The sequence below is a fragment of the Cupriavidus sp. a3 genome (assembly GCF_051015765.1).
GTDB lineage: Bacteria > Pseudomonadota > Gammaproteobacteria > Burkholderiales > Burkholderiaceae > Cupriavidus > Cupriavidus oxalaticus_A.
On the sequence record NZ_CP170643.1, the window covers coordinates 1,870,645 to 1,896,137 of the forward strand.

Below are 25,493 nucleotides of genomic sequence, written 5' to 3' on the forward strand. Positions count from 1 at the left end.
CGGGTGCGGGCTTTCTCTCCAGTAACCAGCGAGCCCGGGAGTCATAAAGGGTCATCCAAATGGCCAACGCCGGCTTAAAAGTGACCCACTTTCCCAAGAATCGCCAAAGTAAAATTGCCCCCCGGCCTACAGCAGTTCGGCTGCTAGTTCTCGCCTGCAAATTTGCACGGCGTGGGCATGATGCAGCAATCAGTCGGGCATCGCTGTCATCAGCGTCTTGTCATCGTCGAGAAATCAAAGCCTTTGGGCAATGTGATCGGTCTTACACAGCTGTGCATGGCTCGCACGAACCATGTACCTCAACAATCAAGACGCGAGCAGCCTCATTAAGCCCCGCATCGCGCACCATCGCAGCGCGACATGCCCCGTTTCGGGGAGTCGCTCAGCGCAGTTGCCACTTTCGACTAGCGTTCCCGCCCATTTTTGGCGACAAATCTTGCATACAAGTATGGCATACCACTTGCTCATGTGGTTGCCGTGAACGCAACGACCGAAAACTCCCCTGCTGACATCGCCAATCGCATCACCGAGGCAATGCTTGGCCAGAAGCTGCTCCCCGGCTCCCGCCTGGGCGAGCAGGAACTTGCCACATTGTTCGGCGTGAGCCGCACGCTGGTGCGTGAAGCATTGTCGCGGCTGGCGGCGCGGGGCATGGTAACCGTCAGCGCGCGACGCGGCTGGTTTCTGGTGGAACCCGGCACTGACGACATCCGCTCAGCGTTCGACGCCCGCCGCATTATCGAAACCGGGTTGCTACGTGAAGTCAGCCCGGATCGGCCGGCGCATGCGCAGGCCATTCATTCGCTCAAAGTTCATATCGCACGCGAAAAGGCCGCGCTCCAAGGCGACGACGCCAGCATGCGCAGTTTCCTGCTGGGCGATTTTCACGTTTGCCTGTGCGCATCATTGGGGTATGGCCTGTTAGTGGATACGCTGCGCGACCTGACCGCGCGCACGACACTGGTCGCTAGTCGAAATCAGTCCGCAGCCGATGCTGGTCGCTCGTGCGGCCAGCACGAAGGTATCGTCAACGCGCTTGCGGAAGGCGATGGCGTGTTAGCCGCGCGCCTGATGGCCGAACACCTTAGCGCGGTGCATACGAGTCTTGATGCCGTTGGCCCCGCCGACCCGCTCTCACACCTTCGCCAGGCGCTGGCACCGGTAAGTCCGGCACGCGTTCCGCATTCCGCATCACCCGCCGCGGAGATTTTCGCGGATCAACCATTCCCATCCCGAACCTGAGGAAACACGCGATGTTCCATGCCCTGTCCAAATCCAAGTTGTCCCGCCGCGGCCTGATGTGTGCACTGCTGGCCGGCTTATATGCGGCCGTGCTGCCGGCGCAGGCCGACACACTCGCCGATGTCACCAAGGCCGGCGTACTGCGCGTGGCCGTGCCACAGGATTTCCCGCCGTTTGGCTCGGTAGGGGCCGATATGGCTCCTCAGGGCCTCGATATCGACGTGGCAGCGCTGATGGCCAAAAAGATGGGTGTAAAGCTGCAGTTGGTACCAGTGACCAGCACCAACCGAGTGCCGTATCTGCAGACGCGCAAGGTAGACCTGGTGATCTCGAGCATGGGCAAGAATCCCGAGCGCGAAAAGGTGCTCGACTTCTCCGATGCCTATGCGCCGTTCTTCAATGGCGTGTTCGGGCCGGCGGATCTTGCCGTAAAAAGCGCGGCCGATCTGGCGGGCAAGACTGTTGGCGTCACGCGCGGTGCCGTGGAAGACCTGGAACTGAGCAAGATCGCTCCGGCCAGCGCGAACATCAAGCGCTATGAAGACAACAACGCCACGATCTCGGCCTTTCTGTCGGGGCAGGTGCAACTGATTGCCACCGGCAACGTGGTGGCCTCGACGCTGATCGCCAAGCATCCGCCCAAGGCGCCCGAAACCAAGTTCCTGATCAAGAATTCGCCGTGCTTCATCGGAATGAACAAGGGTGAGAAGGCGCTGCAGGACAAGGTCAACGCCATCCTGGCCGAAGCCAAGAAGGACGGCTCACTGAACACGCTGTCGATCAAGTGGCTGCTGCGTCCGCTGCCGGCGCAGCTCTGATACGCACCGCCGAGGTAGAAGCATGGCTTACGCGTTCGATTTCGTGTCGGTGCTGGATTACACCGACGTGCTGCTCAAGGGCATCGCGGTCACGGCGCAGCTCACGCTGACGGGCGGTGTGCTTGGCGTGGCCGTGGCGTTGGCGGGTGCCTGGGCCAAGACCCAGGGACCCGCCTGGCTTCGCCCCGTGGTCAGCACCTATGTGGAGCTGATCCGGAACACGCCGTTCCTGATCCAGCTGTTCTTCATCTTCTTCGGGCTGCCCAGCCTTGGCGTGCATCTGCCCGAAATGGTGGCGGCATCGCTGGCCATGGTTATCAACTTGGGCGCCTACGGTACCGAGATCGTGCGCGCCGGCCTGGCTGCCACCCCGCGCGGGCAGTTCGAAGCCGGCGCGAGCCTGGCCATGTCACCATTCCAGGTGTTCCGGCACGTCGTGCTGCGCCCGGCATTGCAGAAGATCTGGCCAGCGCTGTCGAGCCAGATTGTGATCGTGATGCTCGGATCGGCTGTCTGTTCGCAGATCGCAGCGCAAGACCTGACGTATGCGGCCAATTTCATCCAAGGGCGAAACTTCCGCGCTTTTGAGGTCTATCTCGTGAGCACAGCGATCTATCTTCTTCTTGCCCTCGTGCTGCGGCAATTGCTGCGCGGCGTTGGCCGGCAGCTTTTTGCGCGGAGGGCGGGATGATCGAGTTCACGTTGTGGGATATCGTCCGCAACCTGCTGTTGGCAGCACGCTGGACGGTGCTGCTGTCATTGGTTGCGTTCGTGGGCGGTGGCCTCGTTGGCCTCCTCGTGCTGTTGATGCGTACCGGCAAGCGCCCGGTAGCAAGACGCCTGGCGCAGGCGTATATCGAGCTTTTCCAGGGTACGCCGCTCCTGATGCAGCTATTCCTCGCTTTCTTCGGACTTGCACTGTTTGGCATCGAGGTGCCAGCGTGGCTGGCCGCCGGGCTTGCGTTAACGCTGTGGACGTCGGCCTTCCTGGCCGAAATCTGGCGCGGCTGCGTGGAAGCCATACCGCGCGGCCAGTGGGAAGCCTCAGGCAGCCTGGCCATGGACTACGTGCAGCAGATGCGTTACGTGATCCTGCCACAGGCCTTGCGGATTGCCGTGGCACCGACCGTTGGCTTTGGTGTCCAGGTCATCAAGGGCACGGCGCTAGCGTCGATCATCGGCTTCACCGAGCTGTCCAAGGCGGGCACGATGATTGTGAACGCCACATTCCAACCCTTTACCGTATATGCCGCCGTGGCGCTGATGTACTTCGCGCTGTGCTGGCCGCTTTCGCAATACAGCAAGATGCTGGAGAGGAAATTCCATGCCGCTTATCGCCATTGATCAGGTTCGCAAGTCGTTTGGCAGCAACGAGGTGCTGAAGGGCGTTTCGCTCTCCGTCGAACCTGGCGAAGTCATCGCCATTATCGGCAGGAGTGGCTCGGGCAAGAGCACGCTGCTACGTTGCATCAACGGGTTGGAAAGCATCGATTCGGGCGCCATCACGGTGGCCGGTGCTCACCTGGCCGACAGCGAACTGCAATTACGCGCGCTGCGGCTGAAGGTAGGCATGATTTTCCAGCAGTTCAATCTGTTTCCGCACCTCAGCGCCGGGCGCAACGTGATGCTGTCGCCCATGATCGTCAAGGGCGCGTCGCAGGCCGAGGCCCGTGAACTGGCCGAACTGAACCTGGCACGGGTCGGGCTTTCTGCCAAGTTCGATGCGTATCCGGACCAACTGTCTGGCGGTCAGCAGCAACGTGTCGCCATCGCTCGCGCGCTTGCCATGCAGCCAACCGCGCTGCTATGCGACGAAATCACCTCCGCGCTGGATCCAGAGCTTGTTAACGAGGTACTGCAGGTTGTGCGCAGTCTCGCGGCCGATGGCATGACCCTGCTGATGGTGACGCACGAAATGCGCTTCGCGCGCGAGGTGTGCGACCGCGTAGTCTTCATGCATCAGGGCAAGGTCCACGAAACCGGCGCGCCCAATGAAGTGTTCGGCCGGCCACAGACGCACGAACTGCAGCAGTTCTTGGGAATGGTTGAGGCTTGACCTGCCACCTGCCGCGCAAACTGCATCATGCATCGTGGGGATTGCTGACCGGGCGACCCTCGACTTCAGCAGCCAGCTAGCTCCTCGAGAACGGGCGAGTTCACCGCTCGTTGCCTACCGGCACAGCTTCCGGCCTGCTCAGTAAGCCGCTGTGGTCACCGGTGCTCCGCTGCGACCGCACGCTGTCTATCGTGTTGCGCGGTCAGCACCATCACGATCTCTGTGACGATTCGCTCCAGTGGCGTCCCTGGACCATAGATGCCACGGACGCCTGCCAGCTGCAAGGTGTGCCTGTGCGGCGCCGGAATAATCCCGCCAACAAACACCGGCACAGTATCCCCGCGCTGGCGAAGGGCCTTGAACAACATGGAAACCTGGGCAAGATGTGCACCGCCGAGCGTCGAGATGCCGATGGCATCGAAGTCGCCATCGCACGCTTGCGCCGCAATGGCCTCGGCCGACTGGAACAATGGCGTAAGCCGGACCAGGAACCCGGCATCGCTCAGGGCGGCGGCGACAGCCTTCGCGCCGCGATCGTGCCCATCCTGCCCGAGCTTTGCCACCAGGATTCGCGGCGCGCGTCCAAGTATCGCGCTCAGCTGCCTGACCCGGTCGCAAGCCGCCGCCCAGTTCGGACTCCCTTCACGGGTAGCGCCGTAGTGCGCCTTGTCGTAGCCCGGTTGCGCTGCGTAGCGCGGCCAGACATCAAGCAAGGCGCGCGTGCATTCGCCGACCGTCGCCCGGCAGCGCATGGCGTCAATGGCGCAGTCCAGCAAGTTCCTGCCGCCCCGTCGCGCAGCTTCCGCCAGTGCGCCCAGCGCCTGTTTGACTGTGTGCTCGTCCCGCCTTGCCCGCAATGCCGCCAGTCGAGTTGCCTGCTCGGCGCGAACGCGGCCTCCGTCGATCTCCAGGCACGCTGGTAGTGCTTCTTCGTCGGCCTGGAAACGATTGACCCCCACCACGACCTCCTCTCCCGCATCGATCCGCGCCTGTGTCCGTAGGGCATTGCGGTGAATGCGGTGCTGCACCCAGCCTGATTCCAGCGCCTTGAGCACGCCCCCATGCGCATCGATCTCTGCGAGGATCGAGCGGACGGTATCGGCCATGCGCCCCGTCAATGACTCGATCAGGTAGGACCCGGCCCACGGATCCGCCACGTCGCAAAGACTGAATTCGTGCTGCAGGATCAACTGCGTGTCACGCGCGATACGCGAGGCTTCGACGCTGGGCAGCGCCAGAGCCTCGTCAAAGCCGTTTGTGTGCAGCGACTGCGTGCCGCCAAAGATTGCGGCCATGCCCTCGATCGTGGTGCGGGCAATATTGTTGTGCGGTGCCTGCGCCGCCAACGTCCAGCCCGATGTCTGGCAGTGCATGCGCATCGCCGCGGCCTGGGCAGTGGTGCCGCCTCGTGCACGGACGATGTCGTGCCACAAGAGCCGGGCGGCGCGCAGCTTGGCAATCTCCTTGTAGAACTGCTTGCCGACGCCGAAGAAGAAGCTCAGCCCACCGCAGAAGGCATCGACATCGAGACCCCGGGCGCGCAGCGCATCGACATAGGTCCGCGCGTTGGCCAAGGTCAGGGCAAGTTCCAGCGCCGGATCCGCCCCGGCTTCCTGGAAGTGGTAGCCGGAAATCGACATGCCGTGGAATTTCGGCGCGTGCCTGGCGAGCCATTCGACCACATCCGCCGCAATGCGCAGCGACGGCTCCGGGGCATGGATCCAGGTATTGCGGACCATGAACTCCTTCAGGATGTCGTTCTGGATGGTGCCACGCAGCCGTTCGAAGGGAATTCCCGCTTCCTCGGCCACGACCAGGAATGCCGCCAGAACGGGCAGTATCGCACCGCTCATGGTCATCGACACGGAAACCCGATCCAGCGGTATGCCGTCAAACAGGCGCCGCATGTCGTCGACCGAGTCGATCGCCACCCCAGCCATGCCGACGTCGGCCGCCACCTCCGGATCGTCCGAATCGTAGCCGCGATGGGTTGGCAGGTCGAACGCAACCGACAGGCCCTGCGCCCCTTGCCTCAGGGCCTCGCGATACGCCAGGTTCGACGTCGCGGCGTCACCATACCCGGCGTACTGCCGGATGGTCCACGGGCGTTGCCGGTACATGGTCGGGTAAGGCCCGCGCACGAATGGCGCCTCGCCAGGCATGCCGCCGAGGTGGCTCAGGCCGACAACGTCCTCCTGGCCGTAGACGGGTTTCAGGTCCACGCCGAAGCGCGGCTCATTCCACTCCTGGCTCATCGCTGCCTCCAGCGCTTGCGGGTCACGATATCCGCGATCTTCTCGCCATCCGCAGCGCGCCGGACCTCGCACCAGTGCGCCAGTCCCGACTCGTCTTCGCGCAGGGCCGCGAAGGTCAGCTCCAGTGCCTCGCCGACATTGACGTTGCCATGGAAGAACAGGTCCCGCGCGGCCAAGGTTGGCGGTTCCGCATGGCTGCGCCATTGCCACTCCGCGCGGTCCACCATCGCCTGGAAGCTGGCGAAGTACATCAGGTCGGCGCCGTTGAAGTCGTTGTAGGGACATGGCAGGAAGTCGACGACATGGTTGACGCCATCCTGCTGCTGGCGCAACCCGAGATGCGTACCCCAATCCCCACTGCGAAAGCGCCGTGCGAGCTGTGATAGCGCCGCCGCCTCGCTCGTGGTTGCCGCGTTGTTCCAGCCAGTTGCCACGGACGGCATCGCGCGTACGACCGAGCGATTGTCCCGCTCGCGCGTGCGCCGGATAAAGGTCGACAGCATGGTGACGGTCGCGCAGCGCGTGCCGTCCAGCGACGCCACGGCATGCTGGCTGAGGCGCTTCGCGCCGCCTGCCGGCAACCCGGCCGAGTCCAGTGTGAAGGTGCCGTGCTCGCCGATCCTCTCCAGCGCTGCATCGCGTACGCGTACGGCGGTGAAGGCCGCATAGACAGGATTGCCCTCGCCGTCACGAAAGTCCGGTACTGCCAGGCCGCAGCCCGCGGCCAACTGGCGCCAGTGCAGGTCGCCGCAGGTCTTCAGCAACCAGTTTTCCGACAGGCCGGTGTAGGCCAGTTGCGGCATACCGGCGATATGATGCGAGCGGACGGTCTCCATTTCACGCTGCCAGTGCGGCGCCGGGCCCGTATGCGGCGATCAGGCCGGCCAGGTACTCTGCATCGCGCGCGATGCCCGAGAAGCGCCCCGACCCCCACGTGTGCAGCCACGGCAGGCCAAGGAAATACAGGCCGGCATGCGCAGTCACGCCACGCTCGTGGCCCGGATAGCCGCGGCCGTTGAAGACCGGGACCTCCAGCCAGCTGAAGTCGGGTCGGAACCCGATGCTCCAGATAATGGTGCTGATCCCCGCCGCACGGGGATCGAGTGTGGTGCGTTCCGCCTCTGGCGTCCATACCGGCGCATAGATACTGGCCGGCGGCGCATCGATGCCGCGCTCGGCAATAAACTTGTCGATGCTTGCGTTGATGCGGTTGTAGGTCGCATCGGCATCGTCAAGGCTCTGGCGCAGGTCCGGCGCAAAATGCAGCTGCCCGTCGCAGTAGTCCTCCAGCACCCCGTACAACTGCATGCCCTCGGTGGCAAACTTGCGCAGGTCTATGTCGCGGCCGCCGTCGCGGCCGGTCACATAGTGATTGGTGTTGTCGCGCACGCCTTCGCGCAGCGGATGCTCGGTGACGGGCAGGTCGTAGTACTTCATGTCGGCGAGCCAGTCGACCACATCGCGGCCGCGATAGAAGCGCGCGCAGCGGGGCGCTTCCCCGACCGCCAGAACGACGTCGCGGCCGGCCAGATGCAGGTCTTCGGCAATCTGGGCGCCCGACTGCCCGGACCCCACTACCAGCACAGCGCCTTCCGGCAGGTCTTGCGGGTTCCGGTAGTCGGCCGACTGGATCTGGCGGATCGAAGCGGGCAGGCGCTCGGCCATGCGCGGCACGATCGGCGTGTGGTAGCCGCCGGAAGCGACGACCACCTGGTCGGCGCTGAAGACGCCGCGGCTGGTCGTGACGATGTACCCGCCCTGCGGCCTCGGCTTGACGCTCAGCACCGCGGTATGTTCGAGCACCGGTGCCGCGACGGACTGGATGAACCCGTCCAGGTACGCGATGATCTCATCCTTCCTCATGAAGCCGTGCGGATCGTCCCCGCGGTACGGATGCCCCGGCAGCGCGCATTGCCAGTTCGGCGTGACCAGGCAGAAGGCGTCCCACCGCTGTGTGCGCCAGGTATGGGTGAGCGTGTGCTTTTCCAGCACCAGGTGTTCGATCCCGGCCTGCTTCAGGTAGTAGCTGACGGACAGGCCGGCCTGGCCGCCGCCTACCACGATCACCGGAAGATGACGGGGTTCCGCGTTAATGGGGGTTTTAATGGGGGTATCGATGCTGTTGCGTGTCATGGCGTGGTTTCCTTGATGCGATTAGGGTCCGGCCGCGGTGGCAGCCGTCAATGCTGGCTAATGACCGAAGCCGATCACCTGCACGGTGGCATCCGGCTGGTCGTGGAATCTTGCGGCGACCGCTTCAATGGCCTGCAACTGGTCCATGGCGGATGAGCACGCGTAGCCATACTTCGTGCGCACGCGCTCGGACGCCTCGACCAGGGCCGCGCGGGTCAGGTGGACAAACTCCGCGAGCGGATAGGTGCGGCCCGCGTCGAGATGCGCCATCACCACCGATGACGGCGAATAGCAAACCGCTTCGCTCTGGTCCGGCCAGCGGATCCGGAAATGGGTAACAGGCATGGCTTACGCTCCCGGCGTGACGGGTTCCGGCTCTTCGAAACCCGCTGTCTGTTCAGGCAGGATGAAGGCGGCCCTGGCAAAGTCCCACAGCAAGGCCGACTCGCCCCCGTGGGCGATCGACACGCGCGTGGTGCCGTCGAATTGGCCGATGGACGCGCACGCGATGCCGCGCGACTGGAAACGTGCCGTGACTTCCGCGAGATGGCCTTCGTCCACGGCGAGCAGGAACCCATAGCTTGGGAAAGCGCTCAGCCAACGGAGCAACGGCACATCCGGTGGCATTGGCACGGCGTCGAGGTCGATCCGTCCGCCGACGCGCGAGCACTCCATCAACATCAATGCCGTGCCCGCGATGCCCGCCATGCTGATGTCCTTGGCGGCCGCGCACAATCCGGCCTCGGCCAGCGCGGGAAGGATCTCCAGATCGGCGCGTAGCCGTTCGGCCGGCGCGCTGGTGGACGCGTTCCAGTAGGGATAAGGTTCCTCGAAGGCACCTCGCAGGTCCACGGCCATCAGCAGGTGCTGGCCGGGACGCGCCGCGAAGCTCGACAGCAGCCGGCGCACCCGGCCCAGAATGGCCACGGCCAGTTGCGCGCCATCACTCCTGGCATTGCTATGCCCGCCGACGACCGGCACGCCATAGGCGGCCGATGCGGCAGCCATGCCCCGGATGACTTCGGCCGCGCCGTCGATGCCATCGCTCCAGATCGCATCGACCACCGCCAGCGGCCGGCCGCCCATTGCATAGACATCGCTGACGTTCACCATCACTGCGCTATAGCCAGCGAACCAGGGCATGGTGCGCAGGAACTCGCCGACCATGCCCTCGACCGCGAACAGCAGGTGTCCGTCACCGTCCGGAATCGCGGCACAGTCATCCCCCAGTGCGATGCCTCGGTCGTCCGCGCCCTGCCCGGCCGGCAGCGCATGCCTGAACACCGACAGCATCCCCGCGATATCGGTCTTGTGGCCGAAGCCGCGACCAGCCCGCAAGACCTTCGCCAGTTCCGCCGCGTTCATGGTGCCCTCCTCTCCTCGATGACCAGTCCGGACAGAGGCGTGTGGCAAGGCGGGTAGTAATTCAGGTCTGCCTCCATCAGGTGATGGCACCGGCCCAACAGCACTTCCTCCTGCAGCGTGGTCCAGTGCAGGCGGCGAAACAGCGGCACATTCTGGCTCTGTACATGGGCCAGGAAGCGCCGGCAGCCTAGCGCATGGGCGCTGCTCACGGCCAGGCGGATCAGGGTCGCGCCGATGCGCCCTTGGCGACGATACGGTGCCGCCACCGCCAGGCGCGAGCCATACCAGGCGCCAGGCTCGCTTTCGTGGATACGCACGGTGCCGACAACCTCGCCTGGCTCGCCCGGCAGGTCCGGATCGGCCCTGAGCGCCACCAGCAACTGCGCCACGTCGTCGATGGCATCACGGTCGTCACCGGCAAAGAGCTGCTGCTCTTCACAGAACACGGCGCGGCGCAATGCATAGGCCGCATCCTTTTCGCGGCGCGTATCCGCCCAGCGGATCCGGTACACCGGGATCGCCGGGACCTCGACGCAAAGATCGCGGCTCATGACGGCACCCCTTCGTACGCGGACAGCGACGAGCACGCCCCGCACTTGCCGCAGCCGGCCTTGATGTCGGCCGAGCGCATGCCGGCCGCCGCTACCATTGCGCCCAGCGGCGCCAGGATTTCGCGCATGAACGCCGGCGTCGGTGCGGGGTGGTCTTCCAGCGGGGTTCCGGAGATCGGCACGAACGGCACCACGAAGGGATACACGCCCATGTCCACCAGCCGGCGCGAGATGGCGAGAATGGACTCGGCCGTGTCACCAAGTCCGGCGAGGATATAGGTACTCACCTGTCCGCGCCCGAACACGCCTACGGCCGCCGCGAACGCGTCCATATAGCGCGATAGCGGCACGGATGCCTTGCCGGGCATGATCCGTTCGCGCACGGCAGGCGTGACCACCTCGAGGTGCATGCCGAGGCTGTCGATCCCCGCGGCGCGCATGCGCGCAAACCAGCGGTCGTCATCCGGCGGTTCGCACTGCCCCTGGATCGGCAGGTCGACCGCCGCCCGGATCGCAAACGCACTGTCGCAGAGGATGCCGGCGCCGCGATCGGGTGTCGGCGGCGTGCCGGTCGTGAGCACCATGTGCTTGACATGATCGAGCAGCACCGCGGCGCGGGCGACCTCGGCAAGCTGCTCCGGGGTCTTCCTGGCGATGGTGCGGCCGGCTGCCAGCGACTGCCCGATCGCGCAGAACTTGCAGGTCTTACGCCGGCTCTCGTAGCGGATGCAGGTCTGCAGCACGGTCGTGGCCAGCACATCGGCGCCATGCAGCGTCGCGATCTGCGCGTACGGAATGCCGTCCAGCGTCTGAAGGCCGTAGAAGCGGGGCGCTTTCGGGAAGCTGATGTCGGCGATCGGAATGGCGCCCCGCTTCAGTGCGCTTCGCCCGCTGCCATCCGGCGCCGAGGCGACGAAGGGCGAGTTCCACGCGGTGCTGGTATGCACGGGCACCATGATGGTCACGCCATCGATGGTCACCGCCTTGTGGTCGGATGGCCCCGCGCCGCCGCGTCGGCTGGCGGCGCCCGCGCTCGGATCTTCCAGCCGCAGTCCTACGGACTGCAGCTCAGTCATCAACTGCCGGCTCGAGGCCGACATCGTCTCGCTGGCTTGCATGATCGGGGCTCCGATAAGTGGGAAGAGGAAATTCGCCCATGGCCGACACCGTGGCCGCCGGCCGGTCGTTGATGGCGAGGCTGAGCAGTTCGGGGCGCGCATAGTGGCCCACCGAGTCCATCATGCGCTTGCGCTTGGTGATGAGGCCCATGTCGAGGTCAGCGATCACCATCCCTTCGCCTTCGCGCAGCGGCGGCGCGAGGTGCTGCCCCTCCGGCGAGATGATCGCCGTGTTGCAGCCACCGCGCAGCGCCTTCTGCAGCGCGGGATCGGTCGTCACGGAGGCGACTTGCTCGTCTGTCAGCCACCCTGTCGCATTGACCACGAAGCAGCCGGCTTCCAGCGCGTGATGGCGGATCGTTGCCTCGATCTGGTCGGCAAAGATGGGTCCGACCAGCGAGCCGGGAAACTGGCTGCAATGGATCTCTTCATGCTGGGTCATCAGCGCGTAGCGCGCGAGCGGGTTGTAGTGCTCCCAGCACGCAAGCGCGCCGACCCGGCCGATGGCGGTCTGCGCCACCTTGAGGCCTGCCGCATCGCCCTGCCCCCAGATCATGCGTTCATGGAAGGTCGGCGTCAGCTTGCGCCGCTTGACGGCAAGCCGCCCCTCCGTGTCGAAGATCAGCTGCGTGTTGTACAGGCTGCCGTGGTCGCGCTCGTTGACGCCGAGCACGACCACCATGCCATGCTGCCGCGCCTGTTCGGCGACGGCCAGCGTCACGGGGCCGGGTATCGTCACGGCCTGCTCGTACAGGCGCAGATGATCGCTTCCGGATTGCACCGGCGGGCGCACGAACGAGAAGTACGGGTAGTACGGCACGAACGTCTCCGGGAAGACGATCAGCTGCACGCCCTCGCGCGCGGCCTTGTCGATGGCTTCGAGCACCTTGGCCAGGGTTCCCTCCCCGCTTTCCAGGTCCGGCGAGATCTGGACCGCCGCGGCGCGGACAATGCGTTTCTGTGACATGGCGATACCCCTGCGCTGGATCAGACGGTCCAGGTGTCGATGATCAGTGCGTTCTCCTTGCGGTGGAGCAACTTCAGGTCCAGCACGTCAAGCGGATTGATCGGGCGGATGCCCTCGATGAGCGACGCTTCGCCATGGCCATAGAGGGCCTGCAGCGCGAAACGGCAGGCATAGACCTTGCCGCCCTCGTCCATGAACTTGCGCAGTTGCTTGTTGAAATTCAGGTGGCCGGCAAAGGCTTCATCGCCCAGGCGCGGAAAGCCGCGCTGCAGGCCAAGGGTCACGCCCGGGCCGTACAGCAGGATGCTGGTGTCAAACCCCTTGCGCTGCAGCCGCGTGGCCTGCAGCAAGTTGACGAAACCGATCGATCCCTCGAAGGCCACGGTATGGAAGGTCACCAGCGCCTTCTCTCCGGGTTCTGCCTTGACGTCCTCGAATACCTTCTCTTCGAAATCGACCAGGAAATCGCCATCCTGATGGGCAGGTTTGTTGACTGCGGGCATGCTGTGCTCCAGTGGTGGTTTGCGGTTCGGATAAGCCGGTGCGGCGCCATTTGCCACACCGGGCCGGCGCTGCCGCCGACGTCCGGGTTTTGCAACCGATATGCCATCAAGCGGATTCACCCCTCCGATCAATGGCCGATCATCCAGCCGCCACGCGATCGATCGCATCATTGATCGCATGACCCACATGCCTTTATCGCAACGCGAAGAGCGCCTGACAGTTGCACCAGAATCGCGTCGCGCGCCGCTGCACAGCGCATTCAGATGGTGCGGCCAGCTGGCCTGTGCACCATCATGCAGCCATTCAGATGCAATCAAACTGGCACGCACCATGCATTCATTTGCGCGGCGCCGCGATGGCGCAGCCCCGTTTGGAGAGAATCTTGTCCGGCCTGACCAGTCATTGGGCAAAGCGCATTGCAGACAGCCCCAAGCCCGCCTACCTGACCATTCCCGACCTGATCGAGGAGGCGCTTGCCGACGGGCGCCTGCAGGCTCGCGACCGGCTACCCGGCTTGCGCGACCTGGCCGAGGCGCTGGACCTGAACTACACCACCGTCGCGCGTGCCTATGGCGAGGCGCGCAAGCGCGGGCTGATCGATGCCAAGGCCGGCAGCGGCACCTATGTGCGCGGCCGTGCGCCGGCTGTGCCGCTGCGCGCCGGCACCAGCGCCGAAATGACGATGAACATGCCGCCGGAGCCACCCACGCTGGCAACGCGGCTGCGTGAATCGTCGGCGGCACTGCTCGCCGGGACGGATCCGTACACGCTGCTGCGCTACCAGGATTTCGGCGGCACGCCGGCCGACCGTGCGGCCGTGACGGGCTGGCTGCGGCGGCTCGTACCGACGGCAGCCAGTGAAACGCTGCTCATCTGCCCGGGCATCCACAGCGCGCTGGTTGCCCTGCTGTCACAACTGGCGCGCGGCGGACAGACGCTATGCGTTGAGGCACTGGCCTATCCTGGGATCAAGGCCATTGCTGCGCAACTCGGGGTCCAGCTGCAGGCACTGCCAGGCGACGAGGATGGAATGATCGGCAGCGCCTTCGAGAACTTCTGCAAGGCGCACAAGCCCGCAGCGCTCTATTGCAACCCCACCATCCAGAACCCGAGCACGCGCACGATGCCCCAGGGACGCCGCGAGATCCTCGCCGATATCGCGCTACGCTATAACGTGCCGATCATCGAGGACGATGCCTATGGCATGCTGCCCCGGCGCACCCCGGACACCTTTGCAGCGCTTGCCCCGGAACTGACCTACTACATGACCGGCCTGTCGAAATGCTTCGGCGCCGGCTTGCGCACAGCGTTCGTCCATGCGCCCTCAGCCAGGCAAAGCCAGCGCCTGGCAGGCACGTTGCGCGCCACCACCGTGATGGCCAGCCCGTTTACCAATTTGCTGGCCACGACCTGGATCAAGGACGGCACAGCCGATGAGATGCTTGCCGCAGTCCGGCAGGAAAATGCCGCACGCCAGGCCATTGCCACGCGCGTGCTGGCCGGCCGCACGTACGCCGCCGATCCGGACGGTTTCCACTTCTGGCTGCATCTGGGCGCCGGCAATGCCTGGCGCCCGTCTGAACTGGCTTTGCACCTGCGTTCACGCGGTATTGGCGCCGTGTCGAGCGCGGCCTTCTCTACGGATGGCAACCCGCCCGATGCGATCCGGCTTTGCCTTGGCGGACCCGGCGACCGGGACGAAATCGAGGAGTCGCTGCAGATCGTCGCGGATACGCTTGATGATCCGCACCATCTGCATTCGGCCATGCTGTAGTCCAGGCTATGCCTGGCGCATACTCACGCAGTCGTGCCAGCGCCGACCGCGAAGTGCAGTAATGGGGGTATGCAGTCGCTCGACCTTAGCCTTGCTCCGAGCTGGCTGCCCACTCGTCCCAATACGGCGGACTCCCGATCGCCGCCCGCACGCATTCCGCAAACGCGCGCAACCGCGCCGACACGCGCCGCCCTTCAGGATGGGCAATGTAGATGGCTTCCTGCTCCGCCTGCAAGCCGATCTCGATCACTGCCAGCGCGCCGCGCCGGATGGCCTCGCCAACGATAAAGGTAGGCAGCAGCGCGATACCTACGCCGGCTTCGGCGGCGTCACGCATCATGTCGCCGTTGTTGACGCGCAGCGCGATGTGGGCACGGACGATCTCGATGCCGCTGGAGCCTTGCAGGCGCCAGTCGGCGGCGCCGCGATTGGCATAGTAGATGCCGCGGTGCTGCTTCAGCTCTTCCAGGGTGGCCGGGATGCCCATTTTCCAATTCCGGGTGCTGAGCCACGAAGGGATAGAGTGCCGGCCCCAGGTGCATACGGCCGAATGTGACTGGCGCGGAAATGCGCAGCGTCCCGGCCAGGCTGCCGCGCCGCTCTGCCACGTCGGTGACTGCTGCCTCAACCTCGTTCAGGATGCGCGTGGCGCGCTCCGCGAAGATCTCGCAGATGCTCAAACATGGCGGCGGCTCGGTGATCTTTACGTCGACGTTCGCCGGCTATACCGTTGCCTTCCCCGGGGTGGCGGCTTATGCGGCGCTGAAATCCGGCACGCTCGTGAGGCTGCTTGAGGCCTTCGAACCGCAACCCGTGCCGGTCCACCTGATGTACGCGGACCAGGGCCAGATTCCGCTCAAGCTCCGGGCCTTCATCGATTTTGCAGTCCCGAGGTTGCGGGAGAGGCTCGGCCTTGCGAGTGCTGCTTCCCAGATGAGCGCGCGGAGCACAGTGAGCAAGACAGTCAGTTGGCTTGCGAGAGCGTGGTATATTCGCGTACGAACTAATCTCGAAGTCCTAGTGGATCACGGTATGGAACATCGCCTTGTCTATCTGTTGAATGTTGGCCAGCGGCGCCTGCAGCGATGGTCGCAAGCGCGCGTGGCCGGCGGCGGCGTGACCGCAGCCCAGTCAGGGCTACTGTTCTTCCTGGGAGGCAACGACGGCGCGCTGATGAGCGAGGCCGCTGCGGCCCTGGATCTTGGGGCACCGGGAATGAGTGGTCTTGCCGACCGGACCGAAAGGGCAGGGCTGATCGAGCGCCGGCCGGATGAGTCTGATCGCCGCGTGTCGCGGCTTTGGTTGACCGAAGCCGGACGCGCCGCGCGCCAGCATTCGAAAGTCAGCATGAAGGCATTGAACGCCAAACTGACCAAAGGCTTCACCGAGGCCGAGATAGACATCGTCGCACGGTGGCTGACGAGCCTGCAGACAAAGTTCCCGGCCACTGACAACGGCGAAGCATAGCCCTGGACCGCAGGGCCGTTCTCCCGCTTACTTCCGGTCGAGTCGGGTGAAGTCCGGCTTGCGCTTCTCGGCAAAGGCCGAGAAGGCTTCCCTTGCTTCAGCGCTGCCGAGCCGCTCCTCGAACTGAGCGCTTTCGCTCGCCATCTGCGCGACCAGCCTTTGCGCGTCGCGCATCAGCTTCTTCATTGCGTTCAGCGAGCCAGCCGGCTTTTCGGCAATCCGGCTGGCCATCCGCTGCGCTTCTGCCCGCAGCTGATCATTGGCGCACACTTTGTTGGCAATGCCCCATGCAACGGCGTTCTTCGCATCGAGCGGCTCGCCCAGCGCGAACATCTCGAAGGCCCGGGCATGTCCGATGCGCAAGGGCAGCAGATAACTCGACGCCGCCTCGGGAACGAGGGCGAGGTTGACGAAAGGCGTGATGAGTTGCGCATCCTCCGCGAGCACGATGTAGTCACAATGGAGCAACATGGTGGTGCCGACGCCGACCGCCTTGCCGTTGACCGCGGCAACTACGGGTTTCGTCGCATTCGCCAGCGCGTGCAGAAAGCGATGCACGTGTCGTTTCGCTGGCCCCTTCCCGGCCGCGATTGCAGCAAATTCCCCAACATCATTGCCGGCCGTGAAACTGTCTCCATCGCCCTGCAACAGCACAACGCGGATGCTGGGGTCCAGTTGCGCCGCCTCGATCGTGTCGGCCAGCACGCCGTACATCTCGTTGGTCAGGGCATTCTTCTTGTCAGGCCGGGCAAGCGTAATGGTCAGAATGCCGTCGCTCAGGTCGGTATGAATTTCCGCGGTCATGGTCGATTTCCAGGTGGAATGAGGATGGACGCCGCAGGCATCCGTGTGCTTCGCATGCGAAGTATATATTTATTTCGCGTGCGAAGCAATCAACCAAGAATGTGCTGCGCTGGACGACCATCAAGATCTCATCGTCCCCGGCAAAGTCTTGAGCCAGCCCGCCCTGGAAAGCACCGCTCGCCTTGATGACTAGCGTGTCGCAGGCAGCTTCCGGGGAAGCTGTATGCATGACAATATTCATATTGTATTGATCCGGTGGACTACGATAGCCCTGTCTCTCCACCGATGCACTCAAGCGCAGCAGGTCGCTGCCCGAGGGCAGCCGAGAGCGTTCGGAAACATGACTGGGTCTGCAATGCATACATATTTCACACAAGCCGCAGGAATCACGGGCGATACGCCCCGGCACGGCCACTCTGCCCGCCGCTCGACCGAAGGGGTGGCCAAATGGAACTGAACACCACTACCATCCTCGTCACTTTTGCCGGCGTCTTCCTGATCTGCTTCATGAAAGGGGCCTTCGGGGGCGGCTTTGCCATCGTTGGCATTCCCCTGCTGTCACTCGTAATGGATCCCGTGACTGCCGGCGGCCTGCTCGCGCCACTGTTCGTCGCGATGGATCTGTTCAGCCTGCGCTACTGGAAGCCGTCCACATGGTCCAGGCCCGACCTGCTCTTGCTGGTGCCCGGCCTGGTGGTCGGCATCGGGGTCGGGTACATGCTGTTCAGGGTGCTGGACCACCGGGCTATCGCCATCATGATGGCGGCAGTCACGTTGCTGTTCGTGGGCCTGTGGTTCTTGCGCGGCGGAGAAGTCGTGGTGCGGCCGCGCTCATCGCCCAAGGCCGTGGCCGCCGGCGTGACATCGGGCATCACCACCATGGTCGCGCACTCGGGCGGGCCACCGCTGGCGATATACCTGCTGCCGCTTGGCCTGAGCAAGCAGGTCTATGCCGGGACCACCAGCATGTTCTTCACGGTCGGCAACATCATGAAGGCGGCACCATGGCTGATGCTCGCCAGTCCAGCCGGCGCGGTATGGACGTTGATGGCGATCTCCCTTCTCGCCATTCCTTCAGGCGTCTGGCTGGGGTGGCGCCTGCACGACAAGCTGGACCAGCGGCAGATGTACCGTGCCTGCTATGGCTTGCTCGTGCTGACGGCGCTGAAGCTGCTGTGGGACGGTGCGTCGGGTTACCTTCATTGACAATGCGTAACTGTGTTCAGTCTCCCTGGTCCGCCACGACCTTGTCGACGATCTCCAGAGATTGCCTCAGCGCTTCGAGCGGCACCGAGGCAAGTGCCAGGCGGATGGCATGAGGCACAGGGTTCGATGCCGCGAAAGGATGCGCGGTCGACACGGAGATGCGCTCCTGCAGCAATGCCTTGGCGACGGCATCCGCGCGAACGTTTTTGGGCATTGGCAGCCAGACGAAGTAAGAGTTGGCGTGACGAACGGGCTTCAGATGTCCGAGCACATCGCCAACTACGCGCTGTCGCAGATTGGCGTCCCTCCGTTTCTCGGCCTCAAGTCTTGCCACGGTGCCATCCTCGAGCCAGCCGCAGGCAATCCCTGTCATGACAGCGGGCGTTGTCCACGTCGTGGCCCGGATGGTGCGTTCCAGCTTCGGAATCCATTCTCGCGGCGCGCATACCATTCCGACGCGAAGTCCGGTAGCAACACTTTTTGACAGGCCAGACACATAAACCGTCGCTTCCGGCGCCAATGCAGCCAGAGGCGGCGGAGCGCCCTCTGCCAGAAATGCATAGGCGCCGTCTTCGATCAGGGTCAGCCCGTGCTGGCGTGCGATCGCGACCAGTTCAGCGCGGCGTCGCATACTCATCACCCATCCGAGCGGGTTATGAAGCGTCGGCATCGTATAAATGGCCCGTACCCGCCGGCGGCGGCATATGCCTGCGAGCGCATCGAGGTCCGGCCCGCGTGCCGTGGCGGGAATCGGCACGAGTTCGAGCCGGCATGCGTCAGCCGCGAGCTTGAATCCCGGATAAGTCAGTGCATCGACGGCTACCACGTCGCCGGGATCCAGCAGCGCCATGGCCGCGGCGGTCAGCCCGTGCTGCGCGCCGCTCACCAATACCGTGGTCGCTGCTGTCGCTGGCACGCCCCGGCTGCCAAGGTGGCGGGCCATGATCGCCCGTTCGTGTTCCCGTCCGCCATGAGGATGGTATCGAAGCAGCGCCTCCAGATCGCCTGCCCCGGCCAGCCTGCGCAAGGCGGCGCGCAGCAGATCGGTCTGGCCGGGCATCGACGGATTGTTGAAGCTGAGATCCACCGTGTCTGCGCTCCAGGCAGGCAGGTCGACGCCTTGTCCGGCGGGAAGCACCTCCTTGACGAAGGTGCCGCGGCCCGCTTCCCCGCTCACCAGTCCCATCGCGTGAAGCTCCGCGTAGACCCGCGTGGCCGTCACCAGAGCCAGACCCTCTCCAGCCGCCAGGTCGCGATGCGTCGGCAGCCTGGTCCCGGGACTTAGCCTGCCTTCGCGTATATCGTCGGCGAACCGGTCCACTACTTCCTTGTAACGGAGTCGGGGCATTGTTCTTCATCACCATTGTTGCGGCCCCAATTATCGGCACTACGCCGATGCGGCGCAACGCAACGGGTCAGGCAACCCTGGGGGACACGCCGGACAGAGTGACGGCGCGCAACCATGACGGATATCGAAATGCACCATTGCCAGAACTGCACGCTCACATATTGCCTAGGCAATGTACTATCCAGACCAATGCCAATCATGACCGCCCCCACCATGAAGAAGGACATCACCTCCTACGAGCAGCGCGCGCACGTCGGACGCTTGCTCCACCGAAGCGAGAGCCGGCTCGTAGTGGCATTGGACAAGGAACTGGAGCCGTTCGGGGTCACCGCCGCCCAATATGTGATTCTGGCCGCGCTGTGGTACGACCGCGCGGATACCGCGGCGCAGCTCTGCAAGGAATTGTCCTATACGCCGGGAGCCATGACCCGCATGATCGACCGGCTCGAGCAAAAGCGACTGGTGTGCCGCGTGCCGCACCCAGACAGCCGCCGAGCCAACAAGCTGGAGCTGACCGAGCCAGGAAGAGCGACATTTCCCGAGCTGCTGGCGGCGTCGACGACCGTCATCGACCGCTATTTCGGCGGCTACAGCGCAAGCGAGCTGGCCCTGCTCGAGTCGATGCTCGAACGCATGCTGGCCCAGGAATAATTTTTTTGATCAATATATTGCCTAGGCAATAGTCAGCCATCGCACATGGCATCCAACGATGTGAACGCCGATGAAAACCCACCTGATCCCCAAGGATTCACGCAACGCTCCACACGCCCGGCAATGCAGCGCGACGCTCGCCCTCGTCGGGGTGTCTTTGGTATGCGCGATGCTGGGCGGTTGCGCCACCGCGCCGTCGATCGGCGTGCTGGGCGCGTACTTCCCTGACTGGCTGTTCTGCATCGTGGGCGCTATCGCCGGCACGGCAGTGCTCCACGCGATCTTGCGTGCGACGGGGCGCGTGCTGCCTTCCGGCACCCCCTTCCTGCCCCTGGCCTACGGCGCGCTGACGGTGGTCCTTGCGCTGACCGGGTGGCTGATTTTCTTCCAGAACTGATTCAAGCGTACGGAGCAAGGCCATGCCTGAAGACACTTCAAACCGAGTCCGCCATGGCCGTGCCCTGGCGATATTGCTGACCCTGGCGGCTATCGCGCTGACGATCGTGGTCGTCTGGCGGCTTGATACCGCGCCACGCACCGACGATGCCTACGCCTATGCGGACACCATCAACGTGGCGCCGGAGGTCAGCGGCCGTATCGTCGAACTGGCCGTCAAGGACAACCAGGCCGTGAAACGCGGCGACGTGCTGTTCCGGCTCGACCCGCGCCCGTTCGAGGCGCAACTGGAGAAGGCGCGGGCCACGCTGACCGCGCTCGACCGCGAGATCGAGCTGACCCAGCGCTCCGTCAACGCGCAGAAGCTCGGTGCGGCCTCGGCCAGCGCCAGCGTCGAGCGCGCACGTGCGGCCGCCGAGCAGGCCAAAGACACGCTGGCACGCATGGAGCCGCTGCTGGGCAGCGAGTACGTGGCCGCTGAACAGGTCGACCAGGCACGCACTGCCCGCCGCTCCGCGCAGGCGCAATTGAATGCCGCCGTGCTGGATGCGCAGCGCGCCACCGCCGGCATCAGCGGTGTCGACGCGCTGGTCGCCAAGCGCGACGTGGTGCGGGCGGAAATCGCGCTGGCCGAACTCAATCTGGAATACGCGACCGTGCGCGCACCGTTCGACGGCATTGTGGTCAACCTCAAGACCTCGGCCGGTCAATTCGCCGGTGCGGGCCATCCCGTATTCACGCTGGCCAACACCACGCGCTGGTATGTGGTGGCGAATTTCCGCGAATCCGACCTGGCAAATATCAGGCCCGGCGAGAAGACGCAGGTCTACGTCCTGGGCCAGGCGGACAAGCGCTTTCGCGGCGTGGTGGAATCGGTTGGCTACGGAGTGTTCCCCGACGATGGTGGCGCCGACGCCGGCGGCCTGCCGCACGTGCCCCGATCGATCAACTGGGTGCGCGTGGCCCAGCGCTTCCCGGTCCGCATCCTGGTTGAAAAGCCCGACCCGGTCGTCTTTCGTATCGGCGCCTCGGCCGTGGCGATCCTGACGCCGGACGCTTGATCTCTGCTATCCCATCACGAGCAATGCCATGAACATACAAGCAGCCGATCACCAGCGCGAGGTCCTTGCCTCCGTACTGGCAGTAGTGCCCGCATGGCTTCGCGCCGAGTTGGCGCCGTTTCCCGGGCGCGTGGAGGCGTTATGGCGCTTCCTGCTGAGCACCACGCTCGTCGTCGTGATATCGATGGCCTTGCAGGTGCCTTTCCTGCCGCTCTCGCTGGTCATGGTGTTCTTCACCGCGCAGGAAAATACCGTGCTGACCCGGCTGTCCGGCATCGTCATGCTGATCGGCACGACCATCGCGGTGGTCGCCGGCCTGCTGCTGTTGAAGTTCACCATCAACTATCCGCTGCTGCGAATTCTCGCCGCCTGCGCGCTCGCGTTCTGCGGCATGTATTTCATGCGCATCAGCAAGCTGGGCGCAATGGGTTACCTGCTCGCGCTCTTCGTCTTTTATTTCCAGAGCTTCGTCGACCAGTCCATGAGTCCCGAGGCGCTGGTCCGCGCGCTGCTGTGGGTATGGATCGCGATCACGTATCCGATCCTGCTGACAATCACGGTCAACTTCCTGTTCCTGCCGAGCCGCCCTGCCCGCCTGCTGACCGAGGAGATGCGCCGCCAGATCGATCACGTACTCGCGCAACTCGAGGCCCACCGCACCCATACGGCCGCTCGGCCGCTCGGCACGGAATCCGTTGCGCGAGCCGTGCTGCTGCTGCATCGTCACCTGGCCTTTGCGGTCCAGGGCGACCAGGCATGGCAGCGCGACCGTGCGTATCACCTTGCGCGCGTCGCGGCCATCGACCGCCTGCATACCGCAGCCTCGCACCTGTCGAGGCTGCCGTTGACCGCACTCTCGCCGGAGCAGGACGAACAGATCGTCGCGTTGCAGTCGCACTGCCGGGCGTTGCGCACGTCGCTTGCCGATGACACGCCATTCACTTGCGACCCGGACCTTGCCGGCACCCGGCCGGTTGCTGGCCCGCTCGACACCGTGCTGCGCGAAATGGGACATGCACTGCAGGCAATCGGCGAAGCCGAATTGCCGCCGGCGGCCGCGCCACAGAGCAAAGAGGGATGGATTGCCCGCGATGCCTTCACCAACGGGGCATATGGCCGCTTCGCGCTGAAGACCGTGCTGGGGGCCGTGCTTTGCTATGTGTTCTATACCGCGGTCCAATGGCCCGGCATCCATACCTCGATGCTGACCTGCTTCATCCTTGCGCTGCCAAGCCTCGGCGCGACCTCGCACAAAGGACTGACGCGCGTCGTTGGCTGCGCGCTGGGCAGCGTCGTGGCCCTGGCGACGGCCGTCTTCATCATGCCGCACCTCGATACCATCACGGGGCTGCTGGCAGTGACGCTGCCGGTGATCGCCATTGGCGCCTGGATCGCCGCCGGCTCGCCGCGCACCAACTACATCGGTGTCCAGTTCGTCTTTGCCTTTGCACTGTCGCAGCTTGGCCGTTTCGGGCCGACCACGGACCTGACCGAGATCCGCGACCGCATGATCGGCATCCTGATCGGTGTCGGGGTGTCGATCGCCATCTCGACCGTGCTCTGGCCTGAGCGCGAAGGCGATGCGCTCATGCGCCTGCTGGCGCGGCTGCTGCGCAGCGTCGCCGACGTGGCACGCGCCGGGCAAGCCGCAGACCGCCGGACCCGGCGCGATGCCATCGACAAGGCCCGCCTGCGCGGCTGGTCGCTGCTGACGCAGAACAAGGAAATGCAGGCACGCGTGGCGCTGGAACCGGGCTGGCAGTACGCGCACGACGCTGTTACGCCCGAAGTCACTACGGCCTTGGCGCAAACGCAGGAGATCCTTTTCTCGGTCAACTGGCTCTATGCCCAGGTGGAAAGCGCGGGGCCGGTCCTGCCGCATGCGACTGCCGATGCGTTCCGGGCCTGGCTCGAGCACGTTGCAGTGCGGCTGGAACGTATCGCTGGCCAATTCGAACATCCCGACGAACCGGCGTGGCATGCAGCCGACGTAATCCCTGCCCTGCCTGCCGACATCATCGGCGCCGGTGCGGCATCGACTGGATCACTGGGTGAAATCCTGCAGGCCGCGCGCGTGCTCGACGAGCGCATCGCACAACTCGACCGCTGCCCGCCGGCGCCGGTCCATTGACTGACGAGGGGACCATGAACACCCGCACAACGCATCGCTCAAGGCAACATCATTTCGCCACACGGCTTGCCGCGACCGCGGCAGCCATCTCGCTGCTACTGGCCACCGCCGGCTGCGCGCTGATTCGCGAGGACACGGCCCCGGCGGCACAGATTGCCCCCGAACAGATCCGCATGGCGCAGGACGCCGAGCTCCCGCAGGCCGACTGGCCGTCCGCGCAATGGTGGAAGGCCTGCAACGACGACCAGCTCGATGCGCTGGTGGATCGCGCATTGCGGGATTCGCCCACGATGGCAGTGGCCACGGCGCGTGTCGACGCCAGCCGCGCGCAGGCGAAACTGGTCGATGCATCGACCGGGCTGCTGGTCGGACTGTCCGCATCGGTCAACCGCCAGAGCGTGTCGGAGAACGGCTTCCTCGGGCCTTTCGCCCACACCAACCCTGCGCTGGGCACCACGGGTCCGTGGTACACCGAAGGCACCATCGGCCTGGGTGCCACATACTCGGTCGACCTCTGGGGCAAAGACCGGTCTCGCGTCAATGCCGCGATGGGCGTCGCGCGGGCCCGCCAGGCCGAGGCTGCGCAGGCGGCTCTGGTGCTGTCGTCGCAGGTGGTTCACGTCTACTACGAGATCCAGACCACCTATGCCCTGCACGACCTGCTGGTGAAGGCACGGGGCATCCGGCAGGAACAGCTGGAGGCCAGCCAGGCCCGCACCACGCGCGGCCTGGTGGCTCGCACACAGGTGGCAGGCGCCGAGGCCCAGCGTCTCCAACTCGACCAGCAGATCGACTCCGCGCAGACGCGCATTCGCACGCTGCATGAAATACTGCGACAGTTGACGGGCGCCGGGCCGGACGGCTTGCCCGCGATCACGCAACGGCCGCTGCCGGACGGCGCCGCTGGCGTGCCGGCCTCGCTTGGCTATGAACTGCTCGCCCGCCGGCCGGACCTGCAGGCGATGCGCTGGTACGTGCAGTCGTCGATGGATCAGATCGACGCGGCGAGGGCAGCGTTCTATCCGAGCTTCGATATTCGCGCGTTCATCGGGCTGGACTCGCTGCACATGTCCGATCTGCTGCGCAAAGCGAGCCGCCAGGTCAACCTGATCCCAGGACTGAGTCTGCCGATCTTCGACAGCGGACGGCTAAATGCCAACCTCGCTGCGACGCGCTCCCAGAGCAATCTGCTGATCGCCCAGTACAACGAGTCGGTATTGAATGCCGTGCGTGAAGTCGCACAGGCCGGCCTTGAACTGGACAGCCTGGACCACCAGCAGACATTGCAGGCAGGCAAGCTGAAGGCAGCGGTCTTTGCCTCCGACAGCGCCGCCGCCCAATATCGGCAGGGCCTGCTCGACAAGGCCACCGCGCGAGAGGCCATGCTGCCAGTACTGATGGAGCAAAGCCAGGCCGTCGAGATCCGCAACCGGCATCTCCAGGCGGCAGTCACGCTGTCGACGGTGCTGGGAGGCGGCTACATTGCGCAGGGTGAGGGCAAAGATCGCGAGGCGAAGCCTGACTGACAACCGGCACGACCGCTTCCTTGTGCAGTGCGATCACGCGGAACGGCCGAAAGCCCTCCCACGGCCTGCGCTGGATATCGAAGGCAGCCTCGCGCTCCACGCGGCAGCGGTAGGACCGCA

Annotated in this window: 25 protein-coding genes and 1 pseudogene; 14 read left to right on the plus strand and 12 right to left on the minus strand. The window is 64.8% G+C overall.

Annotated elements, in window-relative coordinates; translation table 11 throughout:
* Positions 1 to 477: 477 nt before the first annotated feature.
* Genes ACAD63_RS09180 through ACAD63_RS09200 form a run of 5 tightly spaced genes read left to right on the plus strand, consistent with a single transcriptional unit; the run spans position 478 to position 4,116 of the window.
* Positions 478 to 1,242 (plus strand): GntR family transcriptional regulator, encoded by a 765-nt coding sequence (locus ACAD63_RS09180; protein ID WP_434033810.1) that lies wholly within the window; start codon positions 478 to 480, stop codon positions 1,240 to 1,242.
* A gap of 11 nt (positions 1,243 to 1,253) precedes the next feature.
* Positions 1,254 to 2,060: a transporter substrate-binding domain-containing protein gene (locus ACAD63_RS09185; protein WP_135707000.1), complete on the plus strand. Its 807-nt coding sequence runs from the start codon at positions 1,254 to 1,256 to the stop codon at positions 2,058 to 2,060.
* Positions 2,061 to 2,082: 22 nt separating this feature from the next.
* Positions 2,083 to 2,751 (plus strand): amino acid ABC transporter permease, encoded by a 669-nt coding sequence (locus ACAD63_RS09190; RefSeq protein ID WP_133092855.1) that lies wholly within the window; start codon positions 2,083 to 2,085, stop codon positions 2,749 to 2,751.
* Entirely contained in the window at positions 2,748 to 3,404 is a 657-nt protein-coding gene (locus ACAD63_RS09195) for an amino acid ABC transporter permease (protein ID WP_434033811.1), read from the plus strand. Before ACAD63_RS09190 ends, ACAD63_RS09195 begins: the two co-directional genes overlap by 4 nt.
* Positions 3,385 to 4,116, plus strand: a complete 732-nt coding sequence (locus ACAD63_RS09200) for an amino acid ABC transporter ATP-binding protein (RefSeq protein ID WP_135707003.1) — start codon at positions 3,385 to 3,387, stop codon at positions 4,114 to 4,116. The genes ACAD63_RS09195 and ACAD63_RS09200 overlap by 20 nt, the downstream gene beginning before the upstream one ends.
* Positions 4,117 to 4,271: 155 nt before the next feature.
* Here ACAD63_RS09200 and scpA read toward each other — a convergent pair whose 3' ends face one another.
* From scpA to ACAD63_RS09245, 9 genes are read right to left on the minus strand one after another with little or no spacing between them, the layout of a single operon-like run.
* Complete coding sequence (gene scpA, locus ACAD63_RS09205) at positions 4,272 to 6,371, minus strand: methylmalonyl-CoA mutase (protein WP_434033812.1); 2,100 nt, start codon at positions 6,369 to 6,371, stop codon at positions 4,272 to 4,274.
* Positions 6,368 to 7,207: a Pnap_2097 family protein gene (locus tag ACAD63_RS09210; protein ID WP_434033813.1), complete on the minus strand. Its 840-nt coding sequence runs from the start codon at positions 7,205 to 7,207 to the stop codon at positions 6,368 to 6,370. Before ACAD63_RS09210 ends, scpA begins: the two co-directional genes overlap by 4 nt.
* Before the next feature lies 1 nt (position 7,208).
* Complete coding sequence (locus ACAD63_RS09215) at positions 7,209 to 8,504, minus strand: MSMEG_0569 family flavin-dependent oxidoreductase (protein WP_434033814.1); 1,296 nt, start codon at positions 8,502 to 8,504, stop codon at positions 7,209 to 7,211.
* 57 nt (positions 8,505 to 8,561) lie between these two features.
* Entirely contained in the window at positions 8,562 to 8,849 is a 288-nt protein-coding gene (locus tag ACAD63_RS09220) for an MSMEG_0570 family nitrogen starvation response protein (RefSeq protein ID WP_135707006.1), read from the minus strand.
* Between the two features lie 3 nt (positions 8,850 to 8,852).
* Complete coding sequence (locus ACAD63_RS09225) at positions 8,853 to 9,869, minus strand: sll0787 family AIR synthase-like protein (RefSeq protein WP_434033815.1); 1,017 nt, start codon at positions 9,867 to 9,869, stop codon at positions 8,853 to 8,855.
* Positions 9,866 to 10,420: an MSMEG_0567/Sll0786 family nitrogen starvation N-acetyltransferase gene (locus ACAD63_RS09230; RefSeq protein ID WP_135707008.1), complete on the minus strand. Its 555-nt coding sequence runs from the start codon at positions 10,418 to 10,420 to the stop codon at positions 9,866 to 9,868. Before ACAD63_RS09230 ends, ACAD63_RS09225 begins: the two co-directional genes overlap by 4 nt.
* Positions 10,417 to 11,496, minus strand: a complete 1,080-nt coding sequence (locus tag ACAD63_RS09235) for an MSMEG_0568 family radical SAM protein (protein ID WP_133093000.1) — start codon at positions 11,494 to 11,496, stop codon at positions 10,417 to 10,419. The genes ACAD63_RS09230 and ACAD63_RS09235 overlap by 4 nt, the downstream gene beginning before the upstream one ends.
* Positions 11,489 to 12,505, minus strand: coding sequence for a Nit6803 family nitrilase (locus tag ACAD63_RS09240; protein WP_133092863.1), 1,017 nt, complete (start codon positions 12,503 to 12,505; stop codon positions 11,489 to 11,491). Before ACAD63_RS09240 ends, ACAD63_RS09235 begins: the two co-directional genes overlap by 8 nt.
* Before the next feature lie 20 nt (positions 12,506 to 12,525).
* Positions 12,526 to 13,008: an MSMEG_0572/Sll0783 family nitrogen starvation response protein gene (locus tag ACAD63_RS09245; protein WP_018004190.1), complete on the minus strand. Its 483-nt coding sequence runs from the start codon at positions 13,006 to 13,008 to the stop codon at positions 12,526 to 12,528.
* A gap of 383 nt (positions 13,009 to 13,391) precedes the next feature.
* On the opposite strand from ACAD63_RS09245, the gene ACAD63_RS09250 reads away from it, so the two are divergent.
* Positions 13,392 to 14,783 (plus strand): PLP-dependent aminotransferase family protein, encoded by a 1,392-nt coding sequence (locus ACAD63_RS09250; RefSeq protein ID WP_135707010.1) that lies wholly within the window; start codon positions 13,392 to 13,394, stop codon positions 14,781 to 14,783.
* Positions 14,784 to 14,868: 85 nt separating this feature from the next.
* Here ACAD63_RS09250 and ACAD63_RS09255 read toward each other — a convergent pair whose 3' ends face one another.
* On the minus strand, positions 14,869 to 15,270 hold the full coding sequence (locus ACAD63_RS09255; RefSeq protein ID WP_434033816.1) for a LysR substrate-binding domain-containing protein: 402 nt from the start codon (positions 15,268 to 15,270) through the stop codon (positions 14,869 to 14,871).
* Between the two features lie 173 nt (positions 15,271 to 15,443).
* On the opposite strand from ACAD63_RS09255, the pseudogene ACAD63_RS09260 reads away from it, so the two are divergent.
* Both ACAD63_RS09260 and ACAD63_RS09265 read left to right on the plus strand, forming a co-directional pair.
* A pseudogene (locus ACAD63_RS09260) lies at positions 15,444 to 15,608 on the plus strand (SDR family oxidoreductase); the annotation flags it as partial.
* Between the two features lie 207 nt (positions 15,609 to 15,815).
* On the plus strand, positions 15,816 to 16,250 hold the full coding sequence (locus ACAD63_RS09265) for a MarR family winged helix-turn-helix transcriptional regulator (RefSeq protein ID WP_133093001.1): 435 nt from the start codon (positions 15,816 to 15,818) through the stop codon (positions 16,248 to 16,250).
* Between the two features lie 27 nt (positions 16,251 to 16,277).
* Here the strand turns inward: ACAD63_RS09265 and ACAD63_RS09270 are convergent, their stop codons facing one another.
* A complete protein-coding gene (locus ACAD63_RS09270) occupies positions 16,278 to 17,054 on the minus strand; it encodes an enoyl-CoA hydratase (protein WP_135707011.1) in 777 nt (258 codons plus the stop codon).
* A gap of 447 nt (positions 17,055 to 17,501) precedes the next feature.
* On the opposite strand from ACAD63_RS09270, the gene ACAD63_RS09275 reads away from it, so the two are divergent.
* Complete coding sequence (locus tag ACAD63_RS09275) at positions 17,502 to 18,260, plus strand: sulfite exporter TauE/SafE family protein (protein ID WP_135707012.1); 759 nt, start codon at positions 17,502 to 17,504, stop codon at positions 18,258 to 18,260.
* Positions 18,261 to 18,276: 16 nt separating this feature from the next.
* On the opposite strand, the gene ACAD63_RS09280 is transcribed toward ACAD63_RS09275, so the two are convergent.
* On the minus strand, positions 18,277 to 19,608 hold the full coding sequence (locus tag ACAD63_RS09280) for a PLP-dependent aminotransferase family protein (RefSeq protein ID WP_434033817.1): 1,332 nt from the start codon (positions 19,606 to 19,608) through the stop codon (positions 18,277 to 18,279).
* A gap of 198 nt (positions 19,609 to 19,806) precedes the next feature.
* Here ACAD63_RS09280 and ACAD63_RS09285 point away from each other — a divergent pair, with 198 nt between their 5' ends.
* The 5 genes from ACAD63_RS09285 (at position 19,807) to ACAD63_RS09305 (ending at position 25,373) form a co-directional block, all read left to right on the plus strand.
* Positions 19,807 to 20,259, plus strand: coding sequence for a MarR family winged helix-turn-helix transcriptional regulator (locus ACAD63_RS09285; protein ID WP_165971418.1), 453 nt, complete (start codon positions 19,807 to 19,809; stop codon positions 20,257 to 20,259).
* Between the two features lie 70 nt (positions 20,260 to 20,329).
* Positions 20,330 to 20,656, plus strand: coding sequence for a YtcA family lipoprotein (locus ACAD63_RS09290; RefSeq protein WP_167884664.1), 327 nt, complete (start codon positions 20,330 to 20,332; stop codon positions 20,654 to 20,656).
* Positions 20,657 to 20,678: 22 nt separating this feature from the next.
* Positions 20,679 to 21,716: a multidrug transporter subunit MdtN gene (gene mdtN / locus ACAD63_RS09295; RefSeq protein ID WP_434033818.1), complete on the plus strand. Its 1,038-nt coding sequence runs from the start codon at positions 20,679 to 20,681 to the stop codon at positions 21,714 to 21,716.
* 28 nt (positions 21,717 to 21,744) lie between these two features.
* The gene (locus tag ACAD63_RS09300; RefSeq protein WP_434033819.1) at positions 21,745 to 23,847 is read left to right on the plus strand and encodes an FUSC family protein; all 2,103 of its coding nucleotides are present in this window, start codon (positions 21,745 to 21,747) and stop codon (positions 23,845 to 23,847) included.
* Between the two features lie 14 nt (positions 23,848 to 23,861).
* Positions 23,862 to 25,373 carry an efflux transporter outer membrane subunit gene (locus ACAD63_RS09305; RefSeq protein ID WP_434033820.1) on the plus strand — a complete coding sequence of 504 codons (1,512 nt, stop codon included), beginning with the start codon at positions 23,862 to 23,864 and terminating at the stop codon, positions 25,371 to 25,373.
* Positions 25,374 to 25,493: the final 120 nt, after the last annotated feature.